This window comes from Pannonibacter sp. CBAS1226 (assembly GCF_055685825.1).
The window spans coordinates 15,287-34,257 of the sequence record NZ_JBVOUO010000020.1 but is presented as its reverse complement, the minus strand read 5'-3'; the positions used below and the strand labels follow the sequence as shown (position 1 = coordinate 34,257).

General features: G+C 62.3%; 20 protein-coding genes. 9 read left to right on the top strand and 11 right to left on the bottom strand.

The window, feature by feature from the left end:
* Positions 1 to 842: ArdC family protein (locus AC0CMF_RS24735; protein ID WP_472482545.1), on the bottom strand; the 842-nt coding region annotated here is incomplete at its 3' end.
* Positions 843 to 1,095: 253 nt separating this feature from the next.
* Here AC0CMF_RS24735 and AC0CMF_RS24730 point away from each other — a divergent pair.
* Positions 1,096 to 1,704 (top strand): SMEK domain-containing protein, encoded by a 609-nt coding sequence (locus tag AC0CMF_RS24730; RefSeq protein ID WP_472482544.1) that lies wholly within the window; start codon positions 1,096 to 1,098, stop codon positions 1,702 to 1,704.
* Positions 1,705 to 2,118 (top strand): hypothetical protein, encoded by a 414-nt coding sequence (locus AC0CMF_RS24725; RefSeq protein ID WP_472482543.1) that lies wholly within the window; start codon positions 1,705 to 1,707, stop codon positions 2,116 to 2,118.
* A 40-nt stretch (positions 2,119 to 2,158) separates the two neighbouring features.
* Here AC0CMF_RS24725 and AC0CMF_RS24720 read toward each other — a convergent pair whose 3' ends face one another.
* The 3 genes from AC0CMF_RS24720 to AC0CMF_RS24710 are packed head-to-tail and all read right to left on the bottom strand — an operon-like array spanning position 2,159 to position 7,582.
* Positions 2,159 to 5,386: an error-prone DNA polymerase gene (locus tag AC0CMF_RS24720; protein WP_472482547.1), complete on the bottom strand. Its 3,228-nt coding sequence runs from the start codon at positions 5,384 to 5,386 to the stop codon at positions 2,159 to 2,161.
* Entirely contained in the window at positions 5,383 to 6,906 is a 1,524-nt protein-coding gene (locus AC0CMF_RS24715; protein ID WP_472482542.1) for a Y-family DNA polymerase, read from the bottom strand. Before AC0CMF_RS24715 ends, AC0CMF_RS24720 begins: the two co-directional genes overlap by 4 nt.
* Positions 6,821 to 7,582, bottom strand: coding sequence for an ImuA family protein (locus AC0CMF_RS24710; RefSeq protein ID WP_472482541.1), 762 nt, complete (start codon positions 7,580 to 7,582; stop codon positions 6,821 to 6,823). Before AC0CMF_RS24710 ends, AC0CMF_RS24715 begins: the two co-directional genes overlap by 86 nt.
* 160 nt (positions 7,583 to 7,742) lie before the next feature.
* Here AC0CMF_RS24710 and AC0CMF_RS24705 point away from each other — a divergent pair, with 160 nt between their 5' ends.
* Genes AC0CMF_RS24705 through AC0CMF_RS24695 form a run of 3 tightly spaced genes read left to right on the top strand, consistent with a single transcriptional unit; the run spans position 7,743 to position 9,938 of the window.
* On the top strand, positions 7,743 to 8,411 hold the full coding sequence (locus AC0CMF_RS24705) for an SOS response-associated peptidase (RefSeq protein ID WP_472482546.1): 669 nt from the start codon (positions 7,743 to 7,745) through the stop codon (positions 8,409 to 8,411).
* Between the two features lie 9 nt (positions 8,412 to 8,420).
* A complete protein-coding gene (dinB, locus tag AC0CMF_RS24700) occupies positions 8,421 to 9,548 on the top strand; it encodes a DNA polymerase IV (RefSeq protein WP_472482540.1) in 1,128 nt (375 codons plus the stop codon).
* A 21-nt stretch (positions 9,549 to 9,569) separates the two neighbouring features.
* Positions 9,570 to 9,938: a hypothetical protein gene (locus AC0CMF_RS24695; RefSeq protein ID WP_472482539.1), complete on the top strand. Its 369-nt coding sequence runs from the start codon at positions 9,570 to 9,572 to the stop codon at positions 9,936 to 9,938.
* 114 nt (positions 9,939 to 10,052) lie between these two features.
* On the opposite strand, the gene AC0CMF_RS24690 is transcribed toward AC0CMF_RS24695, so the two are convergent.
* From AC0CMF_RS24690 to AC0CMF_RS24670, 5 genes are all read right to left on the bottom strand, one after another.
* Positions 10,053 to 10,655 (bottom strand): PIN domain-containing protein, encoded by a 603-nt coding sequence (locus AC0CMF_RS24690; RefSeq protein ID WP_472482538.1) that lies wholly within the window; start codon positions 10,653 to 10,655, stop codon positions 10,053 to 10,055.
* Positions 10,618 to 11,064 (bottom strand): DNA-binding protein, encoded by a 447-nt coding sequence (locus AC0CMF_RS24685; protein ID WP_472482537.1) that lies wholly within the window; start codon positions 11,062 to 11,064, stop codon positions 10,618 to 10,620. Before AC0CMF_RS24685 ends, AC0CMF_RS24690 begins: the two co-directional genes overlap by 38 nt.
* 69 nt (positions 11,065 to 11,133) lie before the next feature.
* Positions 11,134 to 12,492 (bottom strand): tyrosine-type recombinase/integrase, encoded by a 1,359-nt coding sequence (locus AC0CMF_RS24680; protein ID WP_472482536.1) that lies wholly within the window; start codon positions 12,490 to 12,492, stop codon positions 11,134 to 11,136.
* Positions 12,485 to 14,251, bottom strand: a complete 1,767-nt coding sequence (locus tag AC0CMF_RS24675) for a recombinase family protein (RefSeq protein ID WP_472482535.1) — start codon at positions 14,249 to 14,251, stop codon at positions 12,485 to 12,487. The genes AC0CMF_RS24680 and AC0CMF_RS24675 overlap by 8 nt, the downstream gene beginning before the upstream one ends.
* Before the next feature lie 5 nt (positions 14,252 to 14,256).
* Positions 14,257 to 14,586 (bottom strand): hypothetical protein, encoded by a 330-nt coding sequence (locus AC0CMF_RS24670; protein WP_472482534.1) that lies wholly within the window; start codon positions 14,584 to 14,586, stop codon positions 14,257 to 14,259.
* Between the two features lie 276 nt (positions 14,587 to 14,862).
* On the opposite strand from AC0CMF_RS24670, the gene AC0CMF_RS24665 reads away from it, so the two are divergent.
* On the top strand, positions 14,863 to 15,648 hold the full coding sequence (locus tag AC0CMF_RS24665) for a hypothetical protein (protein ID WP_472482533.1): 786 nt from the start codon (positions 14,863 to 14,865) through the stop codon (positions 15,646 to 15,648).
* A gap of 8 nt (positions 15,649 to 15,656) precedes the next feature.
* Here AC0CMF_RS24665 and AC0CMF_RS24660 read toward each other — a convergent pair whose 3' ends face one another.
* A complete protein-coding gene (locus AC0CMF_RS24660; RefSeq protein ID WP_472482532.1) occupies positions 15,657 to 16,670 on the bottom strand; it encodes a hypothetical protein in 1,014 nt (337 codons plus the stop codon).
* A complete protein-coding gene (locus AC0CMF_RS24655) occupies positions 16,667 to 17,023 on the bottom strand; it encodes a hypothetical protein (RefSeq protein ID WP_472482531.1) in 357 nt (118 codons plus the stop codon). Before AC0CMF_RS24655 ends, AC0CMF_RS24660 begins: the two co-directional genes overlap by 4 nt.
* 411 nt (positions 17,024 to 17,434) lie before the next feature.
* On the opposite strand from AC0CMF_RS24655, the gene AC0CMF_RS24650 reads away from it, so the two are divergent.
* Genes AC0CMF_RS24650 through AC0CMF_RS24640 form a run of 3 tightly spaced genes read left to right on the top strand, consistent with a single transcriptional unit; the run spans position 17,435 to position 18,398 of the window.
* Entirely contained in the window at positions 17,435 to 17,683 is a 249-nt protein-coding gene (locus AC0CMF_RS24650) for a hypothetical protein (protein ID WP_472482530.1), read from the top strand.
* Complete coding sequence (locus AC0CMF_RS24645; protein WP_472482529.1) at positions 17,680 to 18,003, top strand: DUF3768 domain-containing protein; 324 nt, start codon at positions 17,680 to 17,682, stop codon at positions 18,001 to 18,003. The genes AC0CMF_RS24650 and AC0CMF_RS24645 overlap by 4 nt, the downstream gene beginning before the upstream one ends.
* Positions 18,003 to 18,398, top strand: coding sequence for a hypothetical protein (locus tag AC0CMF_RS24640; RefSeq protein WP_472482528.1), 396 nt, complete (start codon positions 18,003 to 18,005; stop codon positions 18,396 to 18,398). Before AC0CMF_RS24645 ends, AC0CMF_RS24640 begins: the two co-directional genes overlap by 1 nt.
* Positions 18,399 to 18,971 lie beyond the last annotated feature (573 nt).

The following is an 18,971-nucleotide window of genomic DNA, read 5'->3' as shown; positions in this document are numbered from 1 at the left end:
TTATGACGACGTGAGCATAACTTCAGCCAGGAGCCGATATAGTCGGCGTGGCGCACCGTCGGCACGATCCCGAGCGAGGCGCAGCAGAAGGCCGCGTTCATCTCGGCGATCAGCTCCTCGAAGGCGTATTTTTTCGTACCGAAGCTGCCCAAGAAGTCCCGCCCGAGCCGGGAGGCATGGCCCGTGGCGTGGCCCATTTCGTGCAGGGCGGTCCGATGCCAATTGATCGGTTCGAAATAGGCCTGCGGCGGCGGCACCTGCACATAGTCATGTGCAGGAACGTAAAAGGCGCGGTTTCCGCCGATCCGGAAATCAATGCCTGTCGCCGTGATCAGCGTCTCCACCTTTGGCTCGATCATGCCGGGCGGCGGTAGCGGTGCCTCCACGGCAATGTCGTGGGGCAGGCCCTCGCATTGCGCGGCGTTGAACACGGTGAAACGCTTCAGGAATGGAATGCTGCCGGCCTCTTCTCCGGCTTCCTGGGCGCGGCGTTTCTCGTCCTCGGGTGTGAAGCGATCGGCATAGACGACGGTGGTGCCGCGCTCGCCCTTCCTGACATTGCCGCCAAGCGACAGTGCCTGACGGAAAGTGAGCCAATGCTGGGTGGGATAGCCATGCTGGATCACGGCCCCCCAGAGGATCAGGACATTGATCCCGGAATATTGCCGGGAGGTCGCCGCGTTCCTCGGCATAGCGAGCGGCGCTTTCGCCGCCGCCGTTCCCCAGGGTTGGACCCAGGGCAGCCGCCCTTCCTCCAGCTCGGCGATAATCTTGTCGGTGATGTCGTCGTAAAGGTTCGTGCCCGTGCCGCCCTTGCGGGTCGCGCGTTGCTCTCTGGCCATCGGGATGTTCTCCGCGACGGGTGCCGGAAGCCTCTCCTCCGGCCCTCAACCCGTCACGGAAAATCCGTCCGCACTCTCACTCTGAGGGGGCGTTGCGGGGGGCTCCCCGCAGAAGGGGGTGCGCCGGCAACGCAGTGCCGGCCAGGGGGAAGGCTTTCCCCCTACCAGACCTCAAGATTTCAATGACCTTTCTCTATGGAAGTCCATTCCCAGACGATAACGTCGTTCTCGTCCTCAGCGAACTGGAGTTGAAATGCTGACGCGCGGTCACCTGATTGGTCAAATTGTAGATGATCTCGCCGGTATTGCCGCCCAGGCCAAGCAGCGCGCGCGTCTGCATCTTTTTGATATCCATACGCATGTCGAGGATTTCGCGAAGGAGGTGCTCAACCGGGCGCTTGGTCTCGGACTCTCGAACCTCAACCAGGAGCATTCGAACAATCCGGGGCTGGATCTCGGCGACGCGAGCAAGGGGTGGGCCTTTCAGGTCACCGCTGACAAGTCGGGTGCCAAGGTCAGGGAGACGCTGGAAAAAATCGACGCCAAGCAGCGCGCGAAATATCCGAACATCCGCATTCTGGTGATCGGCGAAAAGCAGGGGTCTTACACTTTTTCGGGTGAGCCGTATGAAAGCTTCGGCTTCAAACCGGAGATGGTCTGGGACTTCAACGACGTCTGCAGCAGGATCATGTCGCTTTCGATCGACACGCTCGTGGATCTTGCCAGCTATGTCTCGCGGGAGACGCGCCGGGTACGCATCGAGCTGGAGATTCCTGACGAGGAAGGCCGCTTCCCGACCAGCATCGACAATCTGATCGAGGCGCTCCCGAAACCGCAGCTTTCCGACGCGGCAAAGATGTAGGTGCATTTCGAAGCCAAGGATGAGTTGACGATCGATCGTCCCGAGATGGAGAAGGCGATCACCGAGCTGAGTGGTCGGCTAGCGGCGCTGCCACGCCTGACGCGCGAGGTGTTCAAATTCCTGGTTGAGCGTCGAGACGAACGGACGAGCGGCTTTTCGGACGATTTCCGCATAAGCGATCCGAAGCTACGCCGCATCTATCACGGCGATGATCTCGATGGTGATCTGGCGCTGCTTTCGGAGGCTGGACTGCTGAGCATCAACGAGCCGGACAATCATGGTGAAGCCTATTACTGGCGCATCCATTTTCCAGGGTCCGGCTACAGCTTCCACCTGACATTCATTGAGTATGTCACCGATCTGGGGCTCGATCTGCGCAAGCCGCTTGTCACTCTGGATTTCTCGGATTTCTGATACCTTCGGATGCGCTCTGCGGCTGCGCATCGTGGGGAGGCTATCGGAAATCCCGCGCGTTCACCCTGATCCGGGCCGCGTCTGCATCGTTCTCGTATGACGGGCCTGATCCGGCTAGACCGTGAGGATTCACGCTCGGCTGCGCAGGGACAGAGATGTCCCGGCGCCCGACGCTGGCCAGATCCCGCGATAGATCGACTATCCGATGGGCCACCAGATGCACCACCTCGCCCTCGCGCTGGATACGGCCTTTCACGGCAATCATGCTGGACGAGAGAATCACACGCCGATACTGCTCGAACACCTTCTGCCACACGACGAGATTGGCGATGCCGGTCTCGTCTTCCAGCGTGACGAACAGCACGCCTTTGGCCGAGCCAGGCCGCTGGCGCACGAGGATGATCCCGGCCGCCTCCAACCAGCGCCGGTCGCGTGATCTCATCGCCTCGGCGCAGGAGACGATCCGGCGTTTGCTCAGATCCTCACGCAGGAAAGAAACCGGGTGGCGACGCAAGGACAGGCCAGTATGGGCGTAGTCCTCGACCACTTCGCGGCCGGCCACCATCGGCCGCAGGGCGACGGCGGGCTCTGAGACCTCCGAAACCGTCTGCTCCTCACGCGCTGAGGCGGCAGCGAAGAGCGGTAGTTCCTCGTCGCGCAGGCCCCTGATGGCCCAAAGCGCCTCGCGACGGGCGAGGCCGAAGGCGGGACGGAACCCGTCCGCCTCGGCGATGCGCGCGAGCGCAGCGACGGGAACGCCGGCGCGCCGCCAGAGATCATCGACCGAGGCGAAGGGCTGCTCGGCGCGAGCTGCGGTGACGGCGGCGGCATGAGCATTGGCGAGCCCCTTGACCATGCGCAGCCCAAGACGGACAGCGAAGCGGCTCTCGTCACCGGTCGGCTCGAGTGTGCAATCCCATCGCGACGCATTGATGCAGACCGGCCGGACCTCGACGCCATGGTCACGGGCGTCGCGCACGATTTGCGCTGGCGCATAGAAACCCATCGGCTGGCTGTTCAGGAGCGCGGCGCAGAACACATCGGGGTGCCAGCATTTCAGCCAGGCCGAGGCATAGGCGATCAAGGCGAATGACGCGGCATGGCTTTCGGGAAAGCCGTAGGAGCCGAAACCCTCCAACTGCCTGAAGGTGCGTTCGGCGAATTCCACCTCGTAGCCCTTGGCAACCATGCCCGAGATCAGCTTGTCGCGGAACTTCGAGACGCCGCCTGTATGTTTGAAAGTGGCCATGCTCTTCCTGAGCATATCGGCCTCGCCCGGTGTAAAGCCCGCGCATTCGATGGCGACGCGCATGGCCTGTTCCTGAAACAGCGGCACGCCGAGCGTCTTGCCCAGCACCTTCTCCAGCTCGGGTGTCGGATAGTCGACGTCTTCCAGCCCCTCGCGCCGGCGCAGAAAGGGGTGGACCATATCGCCCTGGATCGGGCCGGGCCGGACGATGGCGACCTGAACGACCAGATCGTAGTAGGTCCGGGGTTTCAGGCGCGGCAGCATGGACATCTGCGCCCGGCTTTCGATCTGGAACGTGCCGAGCGTGTCGGCCTTGCGGATCATGGCATAGGTTCGGGGGTCTTCCGCCGGGATCGTCGCCAGATCGAGGTCGATGCCCTTGTGTTCGTCCAGCAGGTCCAGCCCCCGGCTCATGCAGGTCAGCATGCCGAGGGCCAGCACATCGACCTTCATGAAGCGCAAGGCGTCGATGTCGTCCTTGTCCCATTCGATGATCTGGCGGTCTTCCATCGCTGCGGGCTCGATCGGCACCAGGTCGTCGAGCCGATCATGGGTCAGGACAAACCCGCCTGGATGCTGCGACAGATGCCGCGGCGCCCCGCGAAGCTGGGCGGCCAGCTCAAGGGTCAGGCGCAAGCGGCGATCCTTGGGATTGAGATTCATGTCGCGAAGCTGCTGGTCGCTCACCCCTGTCTCGGACCAGCCCCAGAGCTGGCCGGAGAGTGTCTGGATCAGATCCTCCGGCAATCCCATGGCCTTGCCAACATCCCGGAGTGCGCCTTTCGAGCGATAGCGGATGACGGTCGCGGTCAGCGCAGCGCGGTCGCGGCCGTAATGCTCATAGACCCACTGGATCACCTCCTCGCGGCGCTCATGCTCGAAATCCACGTCGATGTCCGGCGGCTCGCGGCGTTCCTCGCTGACGAAGCGCTCGAAGAGGAGATCGTTGCGGCCGGGGTCGATTGCGGTTATGCCCAACACATAGCAGACGGCCGAGTTCGCCGCCGAGCCGCGACCCTGGCAGAGAATGCCCTTCGAGCGGGCAAAGCGGACGATGCTGTGGACCGTTTGGAAATACGGGGCATAGTCGAGCTTGGCGATCAGTGTCAGCTCGTGATTCAGCGCTGCCGTCACTTCATCGGGGATGCCTTCGGGGTAGCGGCTGGCCGCGCCCTCCCAGGTCAGCCTTTCAAGGGTTTCCTGCGGGGTCAGCGCCGGATCGTCGCGCTCTTCGGGATACTGGTAGCGCAGTTCGTCCAACGAGAAGCGGCAGCGCGCTGTGATCTCCAAGGTCCGGGCCAGTGCCTCGGGCCAGCGGGCGAAGAGACGATGCATCTCGGTGGGCGGCTTCAGATAGCGGTCGGCATGACGTTCCCGGCGAAAGCCAAGGTTGTCGATGGTGGCGTTATGGCGGATGGCCGTGACCACATCCTGAAGCATCCTCCGACCAGGCTCGTGGAACAGCACGTCATTGGACACGACCGTTGGCACGCCGATGCGCTGCGCCAGCATCGACAGTTCCCAGAGCCGCATCTGATCGTTGGGCCGGCGCCGCAGGCTCAAGGCCAGATAGGCGCGATCGCCGAAGGCGTCGCGCAACCGGCGCAGGCGCAACCCGCAGTCATCATCGGCCAGATCGGGAACCAGTACCGCAATCAGCCCCTCGCCATAGGCGACCAGATCGGGCCATTCCAGATGGCACTTGCCCTTGCCGGCCCGACCCTTGCCAAGTGACAGGAGGCGGCAAAGCCGGGACCAAGCGTCACGATCGGTCGGATAGACCAGCACGGACATGCCGCAGGCGAGATCGAGGCGGCAGCCGACGATCAGCCTGACCCCAGTTTCCTTGGCAGCCTCATGGGCGCGGACGATCCCGGCCAGCGTATTGCGATCCGTAACCGCCAGCGCCTCTATCCCCATCGCCGCCGCCGTCGCGAACAGCTCCTCGGCCGAGGACGCCCCGCGCAGGAAGGAAAACTGCGACGTCACCTGTAGCTCGGCATAGCGGGGCGCGCTCATCCGAAGACCCCATGGAGGAACCAACGATGCGAGCCGGTGGCGACGTCCTCGCCATCACCGGCGCGGAAGATCCAGAAGCGCTCGCCGGCGTCATCCTCGATGCGGAAATAGTCCCGCACCGCGACCAGCTCGGCGTCGCGTTTCCACCACTCCCCGAACACCCGTTCCGGCCCATCCGCCCGGCGAACACGCCGGCGCACCCCGCGCCAGGAAATCCAGTTCGGCGGGTGATCGGGCAGGAGCGCCATGGTCTCGATCGGTTCGGGACGTGGGAGCAGACGCGAGGGGCGCGGCCAGTGGTTCGGCCAGCCCGCCCCGGTATCCTCGGCAAGGGCGGGGACACGGCAAACGGATCGCTCGGGCACGTCGCTGTCCACCGGCGCGAAGCGATAGATGGCGCGGGTGCCGACGCGGTTGGCAAGCGTGTCGATCAGGGCGGACAGGTCCGGCGCGGGGCGCTCAATCAGGCTGCTTGCCGCCTGTCGCGCGGCGAGCGGCTCGGCCAGGGTGGCCGTGAGCGACATGATCTCGATCCCGAAGCCTGGCGCGATGGTCTCGATCTTGTCGCAGAGCAGCCGGGTCAGGTGCTTCGGGTCGCGCACCGGCTTGGCCAGGCCGATACGGACGCATTCGATCCGATTGTCGACGCGATGACTGAGCAGATCGAGGCGGCGCGCGCCGAGGCCGCGGCTTTCCAGCGCCTCGCAGAGGGCAGCGACCAGTTTGCCGACATAACGGGCAATGGTCTCGGCGGCGGCGATCGGTTCGGCGAAGACGCGACGAGCCTCGACCAGATCCGCCGGGCGGATCGGTTCGATGGGTTCGGACGCTTGGCCGAGCGCCTGATCCAGACGGCGGCAGAGTTCGGGGCCGAAGCGGCGGGTCAGCGGCGCGCGCGGTTGGGCCAGGACATCGCTGATGGAAGAAAAACCGAGGTCGCGCAGACCGGCCGGGATCGCGGGCGGCAACCGCAGGGCTTCCAGCGGTAGCCGCGAGAGGGCGGGGATGATTGCGCCCGGCGGGACGACAGCGACGGGATCGGCGGCATAGCGCGCCAGCGCATGCGCCGCGCCCCAGCTATCGGCGATCGCGGCGCGAGCGGTGACGCCCGACAGGGCAAGCCGCCCGATCAACGCCTCGAGCATCGCGGTCTCGCCACCATGCAGATGGTCGGCGCCCGTCGAGTCGATCACGATCCCGTCCGGGGCATCGACCGCCACGATCGGACTTAAGCGTTGCAGCACCCAGAGCGCGAGGCGTTCGAGGCCGTCCTGATCGGCCCCCGGGTCGGCGGGTTCGATCATCAGCCCCGGCACCAACGCCTGCGCCTTGGTCACGGCCATGCCGGCGCGCAGCCCAAGCGCGCGCGCCGCAGCGTCGGCGGCCGTCACCACGCGGCGATTCTTCTCTCTGCCGACGATGATCAGCGGTGCCTCACCCGGCGGCGCTGCGCTGCCCGCCTGCCGCCGCAGCCGATCCGTCGGCCAATCCGGCAGGAAGACCGAGATGACCCGAGCCATCGCATTCCTCCAGTTCGATATCGAGACACTCACCCGCCCGCGCCCGGATCAGTTCGACCAGCCAGCGCGGCCGTCCGACGCCGGACACCGGCAAGGGCGAGGCTGGCAGCGCTGAGATGCGCCAGCGGGTCATCGCGGCAGTCGGCTGGCCGAAATCGCTGGCTTCCGACTGCCGCCGCCACCGGCGCAGCGCGATGCAGAGCGTGCCTGTTTCTTTCGCGGCCAGATGCAGTCGCCGCGAGGCGGTCATCGGCAGGCGGGCGACGTCGCCGACCACCGCGCCGAGCCCGCCATGGCGCAAGCCTTCTTCCATAGAGGCCAGCACCTCCTTGTCGTCCCCGGCCTCGACGAAGATCACCCGGTCGGGCGGCAGACCTGCCTGTTCCAGCCCTGGCGCGAAGAGATCCTGAAGCGCGACGGACCAGAGTACCGGGCCGGAGGTGCGGGCGGCGATCCCGGCGGCGAATGAGGCTGCCGCCGCGCCATCGACCGCGCCGTTGCCGCCACCCGCGACTTCATGCAGGCAGCCGAGGGCCAGCCCGCCGCCGGGCAGTTTGCTGTCCAGCGGCGCGATTCCGAAGGGCAGCACGTCCCGCGCGCGGGTGCTGTCGCCCTCAAGCTGCGCGATGCGCGCGCGAAGGGCCGCAATGGCTGGACTGATGGCGCGCTCGTGCATGTGGAAGGTGGGCTCCGGGTCTTCTCAACGGCAAATCCTGTTGCTATGTTCCTTATTTGTTCTTTTGTGGGGCGTGAGTCAATCTGAGTCCCGAAAGATGTGAACGGAAGCCTTGCCCAAGGTTCTGGCGTATGGTCGGCGTAAAACCGGAGAAGCGGATTTGTGTAACCTCTACAATCTGACCACCAACCAGCAAGCGATCCGGGATTTTGTGGCCCTGACCAACGACAATATCGGCAACCTCGAACCATCGCTTGACGTCTATCCGGACCGGCCCGCGCCAGTGGTGCGCAACACCGAGGGAGGACGCGAACTGGCAAGACTGACCTGGGGCATGCCCACGCCGGTTGAACATTTGAAAGCCCCCGACGCACCCGACACCGGCGTCACCAATGTGCGCAAGACCTGGATACGGCACTGGCAACAGTGGCTCGGGGTCGAGCATCGCTGTGTCGTGCCCGCGACGGCTTTCTCCGAGTACGGGAAGACGCCTGACCCCGCGACCAAGCGCAAGCCGCTCTACTGGTTCGCACTCGACCAGGGGCAGCCGCTGTTCTTCTTCGCCGGAATCTGGACGCGATGGGAGGGAACGCGCGGATCGAACCGCACGCCGAGACCGGGCGAGCATGAACTCTTCGCCTTCCTCACCACCGATGCCAATGATGTGGTCAAGCCAATCCATCCCGGCGCCATGCCGGCGATACTCACAAGCCCTGGCGAGGTGGAGACCTGGCTGACCGCCGACTGGCGCGAGGCGAAGGCCCTGCAACGGCCGTTGCCCGCCGATCGGCTGGAGATCGTGGAGAAGCCGGCGGTTCCGGCAGGTTGACGACGATCCATGACGGAACCGGGGAGACAGATCGGGGAGACAGGCGAGCCGGAGGGGAGAATCCGCAAGATCATCCATGTCGATATGGATGCGTTCTATGCCTCGGTCGAGCAGCGCGACAATCCTGAATTGCGGGGCAAGCCTGTCGCGGTAGGCGGCTCGGCGGCGCGAGGCGTGGTCGCCGCCGCAAGCTATGAGGCTCGGGTTTACGGCGTGCGCTCAGCCATGCCCTCGGTCACGGCGAAGCGCCGTTGTCCCGAGTTGATTTTCGTGAAGCCGCGTTTTGAGGTGTATCGCGCGGTGTCAGCACAGATACGGGAGGTCTTCGCCGAGCACACTGATCTGATCGAGCCGCTGTCTCTCGACGAAGCCTATCTGGATGTAACCGAGAACAAGCAGGGCATTCCTGTCGCGACAACGGTAGCGCAGGTCATCCGGGACCGGATCAAGGAAGTGACGGGCCTCTACGCCTCCGCCGGAATTTCCTACTGCAAGTTCCTCGCCAAGATGGCGAGCGATCTGAACAAGCCCAACGGGCAGGCGGTCATCACGCCGGCGCGCGGCGCGGCGTTCGTGGCAGCATTGCCGGTCAAGAAGTTCCATGGTGTCGGCCCTGCGACGGCAGCAAAAATGGAGCGCCTCGGCATCCTGACTGGGGCCGATCTGCGCGGGAAATCGGCCGAGTTCCTGCGCGAGCACTTCGGAAAGTCGGGCGTATGGTATTACCGCATCTCGCGCGGGATCGACGATCGCCCGGTGGAACCACATCGTGAGCGCAAGTCCATCGGGGCCGAGGATACATTCACCGAGGACATTTTCGATCCTGAACTGGCGAAACGGGAGATCAACACGCTGTCGGCGAAGGTCTGGCGGAACTGTGAGGCCAAGGTGCTGACCGGCCGCACGGTGACGCTCAAGGTTAAATATGCCGACTTCCAGCAGATCACCCGTAGCCGGACCGTCGAGCGCAAAGTGAGCGGAGCGGAGGAACTCGCCGCGATTGCGTCAGTGCTTCTGGAGCCGCTGTTCCCGGTCGGAAAGGGTGTGCGGCTTCTTGGCGTGACGCTATCCTCGTTGGAGCCGGAAGGGGACGAAGATGTCGCCCGGCAACTCAGCCTCGGACTGCCGGGCCTGTAGAAACCGAACGGGAGTGGCCGGATGAAGCGGCGAGACGAGGAGAAGATTGCGGCTCAACTTGCCAAGGCGATGGCGATGATCTGCGTCCGCAACACCATGCTGGAGAACCTCCATGCCGGGCGGGTTCCGACAACGAGGACAGGAGACTTCTCCGATGTTTTCGTCATCGACGCGGACGGCCAACACATCCCCTGGACAGAGGTATCGCGGCTCGACGACGACGAGATGCGCGATCTCATGCGCCAGGTGGTCAATCGCCTCTATACGTTCCAACTCCGCTTCGGGGAGCCCGAGTTTCAGGCGTTCGTGGACCGCTGGCTCGGAGCAGCGCGAAGGTGGGATGAGCCAGTGCTTGACAACGGCCTCCCCGGGGCTTCGTCCCCGGATTGATGCCTGAACTGCTTCAAGAAGGCCGAGACACGGTGCCGCAAGGCTTTTCTCCGACCGCAAAACCGTAGAGGCGCAAAGGCGTGGATAAGGATTTTAGGATATGGAGAATGCCGCCTACAGATCGCGGAGGTGCTTCTCGATCCGCGCCGCCAGCTTGGCGAGCCTCTGGTCACGCAGGATAGCGATGAAGTCGGAGGTCGAAACACGCGACCGGCTGAGATTGCGCCGCGCATTCGCCAGCGAGCCGACAAGCATATCCGAAGCCTGCTCGTAGAGACCGGCGAGGAAGGCATCCGGCGACTGACGCACCAGGCCATGCTTCCTCAACTCGCCGACAGGGAAGTCACGCAGGTTCCATGTGACGATCATCGACGCGCCAGCCTCGATCGCGGCCGCGGCGACATGGCGATCATCGGGATCGGGCAGATCGACCGTCTCGATGTGCTTTTCGTAACCATGGATCGTCGCTTCCGGCAGCGCGATGTCCATGAGCTGCTTCGTGACCTCCAGGCGCTCGGCAGGAAGGCCCGGCGTGTTGGCGAGAAGGTTCCGCATCCACTCGTCGTGAATCGCGTCCGTCCACCGCGCATCGACTAGACCGTCGACCGCCGCCTGAACGACGATGTTCCTGAGATGGAACGGGTAGATGATGCAGGCGTCGTAGATGACGGTGGCGGGACTAAATGCCATATCGCTGATGGAGGTCCTCGGCGTCATCTGCCAGATCTTCCATGGCCTTGCGTCCGACGTCGAGCTTGGCCCTCAGCGCCAGCACGTCCCCGAGCAGGGCGCGGCGATGCTTGCCGACATAGCGGAAGGGCAGGTCGCCGCGATCCATGCGCAGCACGACGAGCGGCCGCGAGATGCCGAGGATAGCGGACGCCTCGGTCGGGCTCAGTTCCTGATCCTCCGTGAGCAGCGCGACGCGCTCGCCGCTGAACAGACGGGTAAGCAGGGTCTCGACCAGGCTGACGGCGGCGGGCGGCAGGGAAAGGGTCTCATCGTCTCCGTCCCGGCGCCGCACGCGCAGTTCGAGATGATCGCCCTCTGCCATCCTGGGCAGGGGCGACACCTTCTTGCGATCCCGGTCCGAAAGGCCGGAGAACCGGACGACTTGGCTGGCCATGATAATCTCTCCTTGCCGGCCAATATAGGTCATGCGGCGGGTAACTGCAATAACTGAAAGACCGGAGCGTCATGCCGCGATACGCCGATCCTCGCTCTCCAAGTCTGCATCCTTGCCCGCTGCCTTCTGTAGGAAGCGCGCGAGCGACGCCTTGCGGGCGTCCCGATCCAGCGCGTAAGCGGTCTGTTTGAACTCGGTGCCGTCCAGCAGACCCTGAATGTAGCCGGCGATCGTGTCGGCCGCCATGATAAGGGCGGTATCGACGGTGTGGATGTAGTTGCTCGTGACAGAACCATTGGCATGTCCGACGAGGGCGGCGATGGTGATCTCCGTGAACCCGAGATCGTTCGCGACGCTCGCAAAGCTATGGCGGAGAACGTGGGCAGTGACGTCGGCGAGCGGCGAGTCCGCGAAGATCTTCTTCCAATGATTGGGGAAGCTACCGAACGCTTTGTTCGCGTCACGTCCGGGAAAGACATACATGCCGGTACGCGACTTGATGCGCTCGTCCAGATACTCCACGACTGGCAGCCCGATGGGTCGAATGGAATAGCCTTCCTTGCTGTCTGCAAGGCGCAGACAACTGGCATGGGCGTCGACTTCGTCCCACGTCAGCCCGATCATTTCCGATCGGCGACAACCCGTCATGGTGATCTGGCGGATGATCTCGACAGTCATGGCATAATTCTCATTCTGCGCGGCTTTGCGCAGCATGTCACCGAGTAGACGATACTCCGCCTCGGACAGCCGGCGCTTGCGGACATTATCTTTCGGCTTCTTGATGCCATGCGCGGCGTTCCGCTCGATGATCCCTGCATCAATGGCATAGGTGAGGATGCCGCCGAGAAGGCTGACGGTTCGCGCGGCAGTCCCGGCACCGCCGCGGACGATAGCCCTGCCTCTAAGCTTCTCGGTCTTGACCGAAACACGAGTTTTGCCCGCCATGACATCTTTGAGAAGTTTGTTGACGTCGGATTTGGTCAAGTCCCTAATCCGCCGACTCCCCAAGAGAGGCATGATGTGCCTGGTGATCCGCCCGATATCGGAAACGATCGTACTGGGCTTCTTCGGACGGCCGCCTTTCCCTAGAATGAGGCCCGCGTTCATGTCGTTCATGTAGAGAGTGCAAAGCTCCTTGACCGTGATTGCTTCGCGGTCGAGTTGCTTTTCTTCTGCCGGGTTTTCGCCGCGCGCGATCCTGCCGAGCTGGACTTTGGCTTCCTGGCGGGCAGTTTCCGGTGTCCAGACACCATGCAAGCCGATGGTGTAGCGTCGCGAGCGCCCTCCTTGGCGATACTGGATCACATAGCTGCGACGGCCTGACTTGAAGACACGGAGGCCAAATCCGGGCAGTTCATCATCCCAGATCACGTAATCACTGCAACGGCTTTCCGCCGCGTCCACAACCCGTTTTGTCAGCTTAGCCATGGGCTACCTCCATCACAGACCCGGCGTCTCGCGTAAGCACTGCGTAAGCAGCAGGGCGAAAACCGTATCGGAGAGCAGGATAGGCGCGGCGAGGAAGGAAATCAAATTCCTTTTTAATTACAGTATGATAGCGTGTCATGGCGTGCTCCTTCGTATTGGCGACGGAGCTAGTCGTAATCCCTCCGAAGGCAGAGGCCAGGGGTTCGAATCCCTTCGGGTGCGCCATCTCACATTTGAGCATGTTTTTCCCTCCTAACATATTGAATGGTATAGTAGTTTCCGGGGTTCGAAACCCGTTTTCGCGGTGGTAAGGCAACCGCTTGGCAAAGGTCAGTTTCAGCACCGTCCGCTTGTCTTCCAATCGCTCGGAAGCCCATAATTTCCAGGGGTTTGCGAGGAATGTCATGGCGAGTTCGAACATTTCCTCAAAGGTGCGGCGCGGACCCGGCCCGTTTGCCAGTTTTTCTTCGGCTGCCAGCTTCTCGCGCTCCAGTGCAGCGATCCGCCGCTCATAGGCTGCAATCGCCGTGGCGCTTTCAGAATCGACGATCCGATCCACCAGTTGCTCGATTTGCTTTTCGATCCGCGCCACGTCGCGCCTGAGAGAGGCGGCCATCGTTTCGGCCTGTGCCAGACGCGCATCCCATGCGGTGCGGAACATCGTCCCCACAATATCGAACAGCTTCGGCGCGGGACGGAGATCATGCAGCAGAGCCGCGAAGTCACCTTCGATGCGGTCCCGTGGAATCGATTTGCGATAGCTGGTGCAGTCGCGATTGTAGCAGAGATAATAGGGGTGCTTCTTTCCGGTCTTGCTGGTTGACCAGCAGGCCGTCAGCGGCTTGCAGCAATCACCGCAGGTGATGAAGCCGCGCAGAGGAAAGTCTTCCGTGATGTCCTTGCGCGCCGGCACACGAGCGCCGCCCTTTAGCCGCGCCTGGATATGCTCATATGTGGCGAGAGAGATCAGCCCCTCATGGTAGCCCTTTCGTAAGGGAACATTCCAGTTCGGCACTTCCATATGCCCCGCATAGGTGACGCGGGTGAGAATGTCGGTGATGCGCTGATTCCTGATCTGCCCGTCCGGCAGGTCTTTCGGAAAGTCCGGCTGGCTTTCAAGAAAGCGCTTCACCTCCACCTGGGTATCGAAGCGGCCGGACGCGTATCCTTCCAGCGCCTCCTGTACAATGGAGGCCAGCGGCTCATTGCGGACCAGTACTTTGCCGTGGCCGTCGCGCTTCTCGTATTTGTAACCGATCGGCGGTTGGAACACCCAGTAGCCATTCATGCAGCGGGCGCGCATGCGGTTGAGGGTCTGTTCGGCATTCTTGCGGCTCTGGTGCTGCGACACCGAAGCAAGGATGTATTCGTGCAACTCGCCATCGGCATCGTCGCGCAACTCGACGGAGGGCGATTCCAATATGCCGCCAGCCATCATGATCGCTTGCCGTAATTCGAAGTGAACCCGAACATTGCGGGCAAAGCGCGTCAGATCGTCGATGATGACCACGTGTGGATTCCGGCGGTCAGCCTTGAGGAAGGAGAGCATCGTCGTCAGGCCGGGACGGTCGGCGCGCTGGCCGGTCAGATCGTCGGTAAAGACCTGCACCACGTCATAGCCACGATAGCGGGCATATTCCCGGCAGCGCGTTTCCTGTGACTTCAGGCCATCGCCGCGCTTGGTCTGCGCCTTGCTGGAGACGCGGCAGTAAATGACCGCCTTCTTTATATTATGTGCTTTCCCGCCATCGTAATGCATCGTCACTATCCTTTCTTCTCTCTTATCTCCTTCAGCAAAGCCGGATCATTCGCAGCCTCGAAGGGCTGGCGCAGAATCGAATCCATTCTCATGTCGGGAACCGATGGTTCCGGACGATCCGCATCGCGTGCGGCCATGGCTTGCTGTGTGGATTCGATGCCGAAACCGAGATCGACAAACTGACAGACAATGTACCATAGTATGTTGATAAACTCACGTTTTTCGTCCTCGGACAGGTCGCTGCCTTCAAGCGCTTCAGCGTAAAACTCCCAATCGACGGTGAGAGATGGCGGTGATTTTTCGGGTGCGTTTTTCCCGTCCGGGGCTTTGCTCATCGGTTTTCCTCGGCTTTCTATGCTGGCGGTGTGGAAGTGCGATTTGGACAACTTCAATAAAACTGAAGAAACAGACTATAAAAATTCATCTCTCTGTTGGTATTACAATTACTCAACGCAGATTGAACCAAACAGAATATATGCAATCACTGGCAGTAATTCTGTCTTCCACGCCCGTCTGGCTGATCGGTCAAGGCCAGAGTAAAGTTCGAACCCACGGCCTTTCCACGGCCATGGGGATGGCAAATCCGGTGATCGGAAAGGGCGGAGAACGGGGTGAGACTGGACTGGTCAAAAACAGGAGAGGAAGAGCGCAAGGCGCTCTACCGCGTGACCAAAGCCATTCTGGATCGCGAAGGCATTGCGTGGCCGGATTTCTTCGAGAACCATCTTCAGCCGCCGCTTCATCGTAGCTTGACCTACGCCAACGGCAATTTCTCCAAAGGCCGCGTCTCATGGAAGATCGCCCATCAGATCCATCAATGGATCGTGGCGAACCATTCCGACTTCGCCGCGCAATGCGACCCGGTGCTGTTCGATCCCGCCCACCGCACACAATGGCAGGAACTGCTCGCATCCGGACGGTACGGCGCTGTCCATGTCGTCCTGCCGAAGAACGGGCGCAACCTGGTGCAAAGGGCGGACGATCACCCGGTCTTCGAACAGCCGGTCAAGCTCGGTCAGACCTTCTTCTTCCTGCTGCGCAGTTCCCTCGCGGGCAACGCGCTCGGCCTGGAAGAGTATCAGGGGCGTTGGTATCCGTTTCCGCTTGGAACGGACACGCTCAGCCTGTCTGTTCGATGTGAAGCGGGTAAGCAGCCGCTTCCCTATAATCCGGCCACCGGACAGCCATTACTGCTTCGGGAGATGGATCATCCGGGCAAGCACGGATTCGCCTTTCTGGTCGGCCCACCGGAATTGATTGATGGCTGGGGAGAGAGGCTTGCGCCGGGACGGCCCGTGCCGCCGGACAGTCTCGACGATCTGGCCCGCGCATGTTCCGAACTCAGTTCGGAAGCATGCGCCCTGTACCGCGTGAACGTCATATTCACGAGCGGGTGATTGTCCGGTTAAACCGGCAAGCCTTCCAGATCGAGCGCGTCCATCACCTTGGGATTGAGAAGCTGGAGGCGGAACCATTCCTTTGCACCCGCTGTTCGGAAGTCGCTATCCGAAGCAGCGCCGAGCTGCGCGGTGCTGATATCGGCGAAGAAATTTTCCGGTTCGGCGAGATCGGCCAGCACCGTATCGGCGCTGAGCACAGCAGCCAGCTTCGCGGCGTCCGCGAATGCTGGAAGGATGACCTCTCTCTGGTAAGCCTGTACGACTTCATCGGAGGGAAGGTCTTCCTGGCGGATTTCCGACAGCCCTTCTTCCTGCGCTCTGATCTGGGCGGGAAGCATCCACATCGTCGTCAGATGGCCGAGAAGCTGGAAGATTCGCGTCGCGGCTTTCGGATGGGAAGGCGAGGCGACGGCGTTGTCCGCATCCGCTTTCTCAATCAGGATCATCACCGCCATCATGCAGGCCGAACGAACACGCAGACTGTCCCATTCCTCCGGCGACCATCCCTCCAGAACGTAATCGCCGGCTTCGTGATCGGCCTGAAGTTCGAGGCAGTGTTCGACCGCCAGACGGTCTGCCCCCTCGAAGCCGGCAATCGGCGCATCGGAATTTTCCGATACCCGGCTGACCAGGCCGAGCGCGCGCGGTCTGTCCGTTTCGGAAATTCCGGTCTCACCCAGGAACGCGAAATGCCCCAATTCGCCATGAGCGATTTCATGGAGGATCAGCCACATCAGACTAACCCGTGTCAGAAACTCCACGTCGTCGGTGACCGGCTCCTGATCGCCCAGAATGGCGGTGTCGCGTAGTGCCGCCGTCCACAGGTCAAACAGTCGATCAGCGGTGCCGGTGCTGATGCGAAGATGCACACCGTCATCCGTCGTCTCTGCCATCGCCCAGAAGGACGAATCCTCGACCACGGACAAGGACGGCGTAACGGGCGGCTCCTGACCCAGCACTTCCTCGATATGGGTCAGCGCCGTTTCCAGTGCGCCGTGTATTCTTTCTGCTGCGGTCATCTATGGTCCTCAAGAATGCTGAGCGGCCATGCCAGTACGCGGTATGGCATTCGGCTGGTCGATTTGCGGAAGAAATACGCGATCTTCGGCACCACCGCGTCGATGGAATCGACCGATCCGAAATTCGTGCCGCCTCTCCAGTGACCGAACCATCGCTGCCCGCCATCGGGCGTCTCTTCGATCCGCGCAATAATGCGACGGTCATCGGCGATGTAGTACTGGATCTCCGGAGGGCCGCCGACGCTCGGAATAACCCGCAGCTCCAGAACCTCGTCAGACGAAGTTCCCGGCAGTGGCGGCGCCGTCTTGTCATCACCCGATCCGCCACGGGCTGCGCTTTCGCTGTCCCTCATCAAAGCGCTGCTCCCCATCTCGTCGGAATGATCGCTTCAGGCTACAGGCCGCTCATGATGGGTCAACCGCGAATGCCCGGTTACCGGATTTTTCGTCCCATCGGTTGACATGGCCGGTTCTCATCAATGACCGGGAGGCCGATTGCCGATCCGCTGTCTGATCGCGGTTCGGAACTTTCGGAAAGTCCGTTTCGGACGGTTCCGGTCAGTCTCTTCCTTGTCTGTTCGAGCGGTCACGCCGGCAGCGACCTGATTACCCGGCTGTCCTGACAGAACGCCTCATCCGCACGCAACGGCATGCGCCGTCTTTCCGCTTCGCCCGCCCCTGACGGGGTGCGTGGGCTGTGTCGCCCTGTCGGTCGGACGCCATCAGGCCGCGATTGGCGCGGCCGCAACAGAAAGGAAAAAACAATGACTGACAGAAACCAGAAACACGAACGTCCGCTATTCCGCGTGAGCTTCTCCCGCATCGTCGGACAGGATCAGAGGGGCAACGACATCCTCGGTCGTCCGAAAGAAATCGGCGCCGTCTGGCCCCGGAAGAACGGAAAGACCGGTGGCATCCTCAGCCTCGATCTGATCCCCATCGAGCTGACCCAGCGCCAGGGCGTGATCTTCGTCCTGCCGGTGAACGGCGATGATGATGGAGGGTCACGATGACCGCCCGCATCGCAGAACTGAACGATCTGCTGCGTACCACCTTCCTTACGGGGAAGGTGGTCATGACCGAAGGGGTCAAAGCCCTGCCGGACACGCAGCGCGAAGCGGTGATCACCGGCGTGCGGACATTCGACGCCTTTACCGAAGGCGACAACCCGTATGGCGAGCGCGATTTCGGGGCGTTCGAGGTGGAGGGCGTCGGGACGATCTTCTGGAAGATCGACTACTACGACACCGACTATCAGTATCTCAGCCCCGATCCCGCCGACCCGGCGGTCACGCGCCGTGTCCTCACCATCATGCTGGCGGAGGAATACTGATGCGGAATCTGCACAACGCCACGGACGCCGATGCAGGCCGCAGGTTCACCGCAGAGCTGGAGTCCGCGCTATTGGCGCGGGCTCTTGCGGACGCTGGCGGTCAAACCGATGAGCGTCTGAGAGCCCTGCTGTCATCATGGCTGTGCGGCACGTTCAATGCCAGCGCCGCCGGCCTGCTGTCCATCGGTGATGGTCGCGGCCACATGGCATGGGAAGCTGACGGAAATGGCTATCGTCTGACGTGGTACGCTCCCAGCGGTCTGGTCTGTCCGCTGGCGCGCATGTATCCGCAAGAAAACGGAACATGGGCTGCTCTCATCGTTGCAGGCGTGCGGGACGATCCTGCCGCCGCAATGATAGCCGCCGAATGGGGCGTCGCAAGGCTGACCGCTTAACTCAGAAACGCGGACGACACTGCTGCGGTGCCGTCCCGTTTCTACGCTTGCGTATTGCCCTTGGCGGATGCGATGCCTCCGCCAACCCCAAAAACCCACCCTTTGGAGATTCGCTTGCGGCTGCACAGCAAGAGTAGCACCGCCGCGCCGGCCTCTTGCATCGAACCGACAGGCACTTGGCCGACATTGCACCAAACCAGCAGCGTCAGGGGGCGTGGCACGGTTCATATCTGGATCACTGCGCCCAATCTGCACCGGATCAATGAAACCCCAATATCGCAGTACCGTTCACTTAATTCGTTCCGCAAGATGTGCGCTGTAATACAGCGCCCACTTGGCAAGGGGGCTGCTGCGCGCCCCCGTTGCATCCCCCAGGCCGTGGCACCGTTCAGGCATTGAGCCTGCACAGCGCCAGCGAAACGTCCCGGCGTTTCATCCCGGCCAACATCGGGGTTGTTGGATCACCCTGCTTGGATTGCGGCGCATCGGCATCGAGCCTGGCACCGCCATCAGGACGTATCGCCGTTCCAGCACTCGCTGGAAGCTTCCGCCCTCTCTTGATCAGGAGGTTTC

Excerpts from the sequence above, each read along its gene's own strand:
- AC0CMF_RS24710 (WP_472482541.1), bottom strand. The coding sequence starts at position 7,582 with ATGCACGAGCGCGCCATCAGTCCAGCCATTGCGGCCCTTCGCGCGCGC.
- AC0CMF_RS24690 (WP_472482538.1), bottom strand. The coding sequence starts at position 10,655 with ATGACGCCGAGGACCTCCATCAGCGATATGGCATTTAGTCCCGCCACC.
- AC0CMF_RS24715 (WP_472482542.1), bottom strand. The coding sequence starts at position 6,906 with ATGGCTCGGGTCATCTCGGTCTTCCTGCCGGATTGGCCGACGGATCGG.
- AC0CMF_RS24685 (WP_472482537.1), bottom strand. The coding sequence starts at position 11,064 with ATGGCCAGCCAAGTCGTCCGGTTCTCCGGCCTTTCGGACCGGGATCGC.
- AC0CMF_RS24720 (WP_472482547.1), bottom strand. The coding sequence starts at position 5,386 with ATGAGCGCGCCCCGCTATGCCGAGCTACAGGTGACGTCGCAGTTTTCC.
- AC0CMF_RS24695 (WP_472482539.1), top strand. The coding sequence starts at position 9,570 with ATGAAGCGGCGAGACGAGGAGAAGATTGCGGCTCAACTTGCCAAGGCG.
- AC0CMF_RS24650 (WP_472482530.1), top strand. The coding sequence starts at position 17,435 with ATGACTGACAGAAACCAGAAACACGAACGTCCGCTATTCCGCGTGAGC.
- AC0CMF_RS24680 (WP_472482536.1), bottom strand. The coding sequence starts at position 12,492 with ATGGCTAAGCTGACAAAACGGGTTGTGGACGCGGCGGAAAGCCGTTGC.
- AC0CMF_RS24655 (WP_472482531.1), bottom strand. The coding sequence starts at position 17,023 with ATGAGGGACAGCGAAAGCGCAGCCCGTGGCGGATCGGGTGATGACAAG.
- AC0CMF_RS24670 (WP_472482534.1), bottom strand. The coding sequence starts at position 14,586 with ATGAGCAAAGCCCCGGACGGGAAAAACGCACCCGAAAAATCACCGCCA.
- AC0CMF_RS24660 (WP_472482532.1), bottom strand. The coding sequence starts at position 16,670 with ATGACCGCAGCAGAAAGAATACACGGCGCACTGGAAACGGCGCTGACC.
- dinB (WP_472482540.1), top strand. The coding sequence starts at position 8,421 with ATGACGGAACCGGGGAGACAGATCGGGGAGACAGGCGAGCCGGAGGGG.
- AC0CMF_RS24730 (WP_472482544.1), top strand. The coding sequence starts at position 1,096 with ATGCTGACGCGCGGTCACCTGATTGGTCAAATTGTAGATGATCTCGCC.
- AC0CMF_RS24645 (WP_472482529.1), top strand. The coding sequence starts at position 17,680 with ATGACCGCCCGCATCGCAGAACTGAACGATCTGCTGCGTACCACCTTC.
- AC0CMF_RS24675 (WP_472482535.1), bottom strand. The coding sequence starts at position 14,251 with ATGCATTACGATGGCGGGAAAGCACATAATATAAAGAAGGCGGTCATT.
- AC0CMF_RS24640 (WP_472482528.1), top strand. The coding sequence starts at position 18,003 with ATGCGGAATCTGCACAACGCCACGGACGCCGATGCAGGCCGCAGGTTC.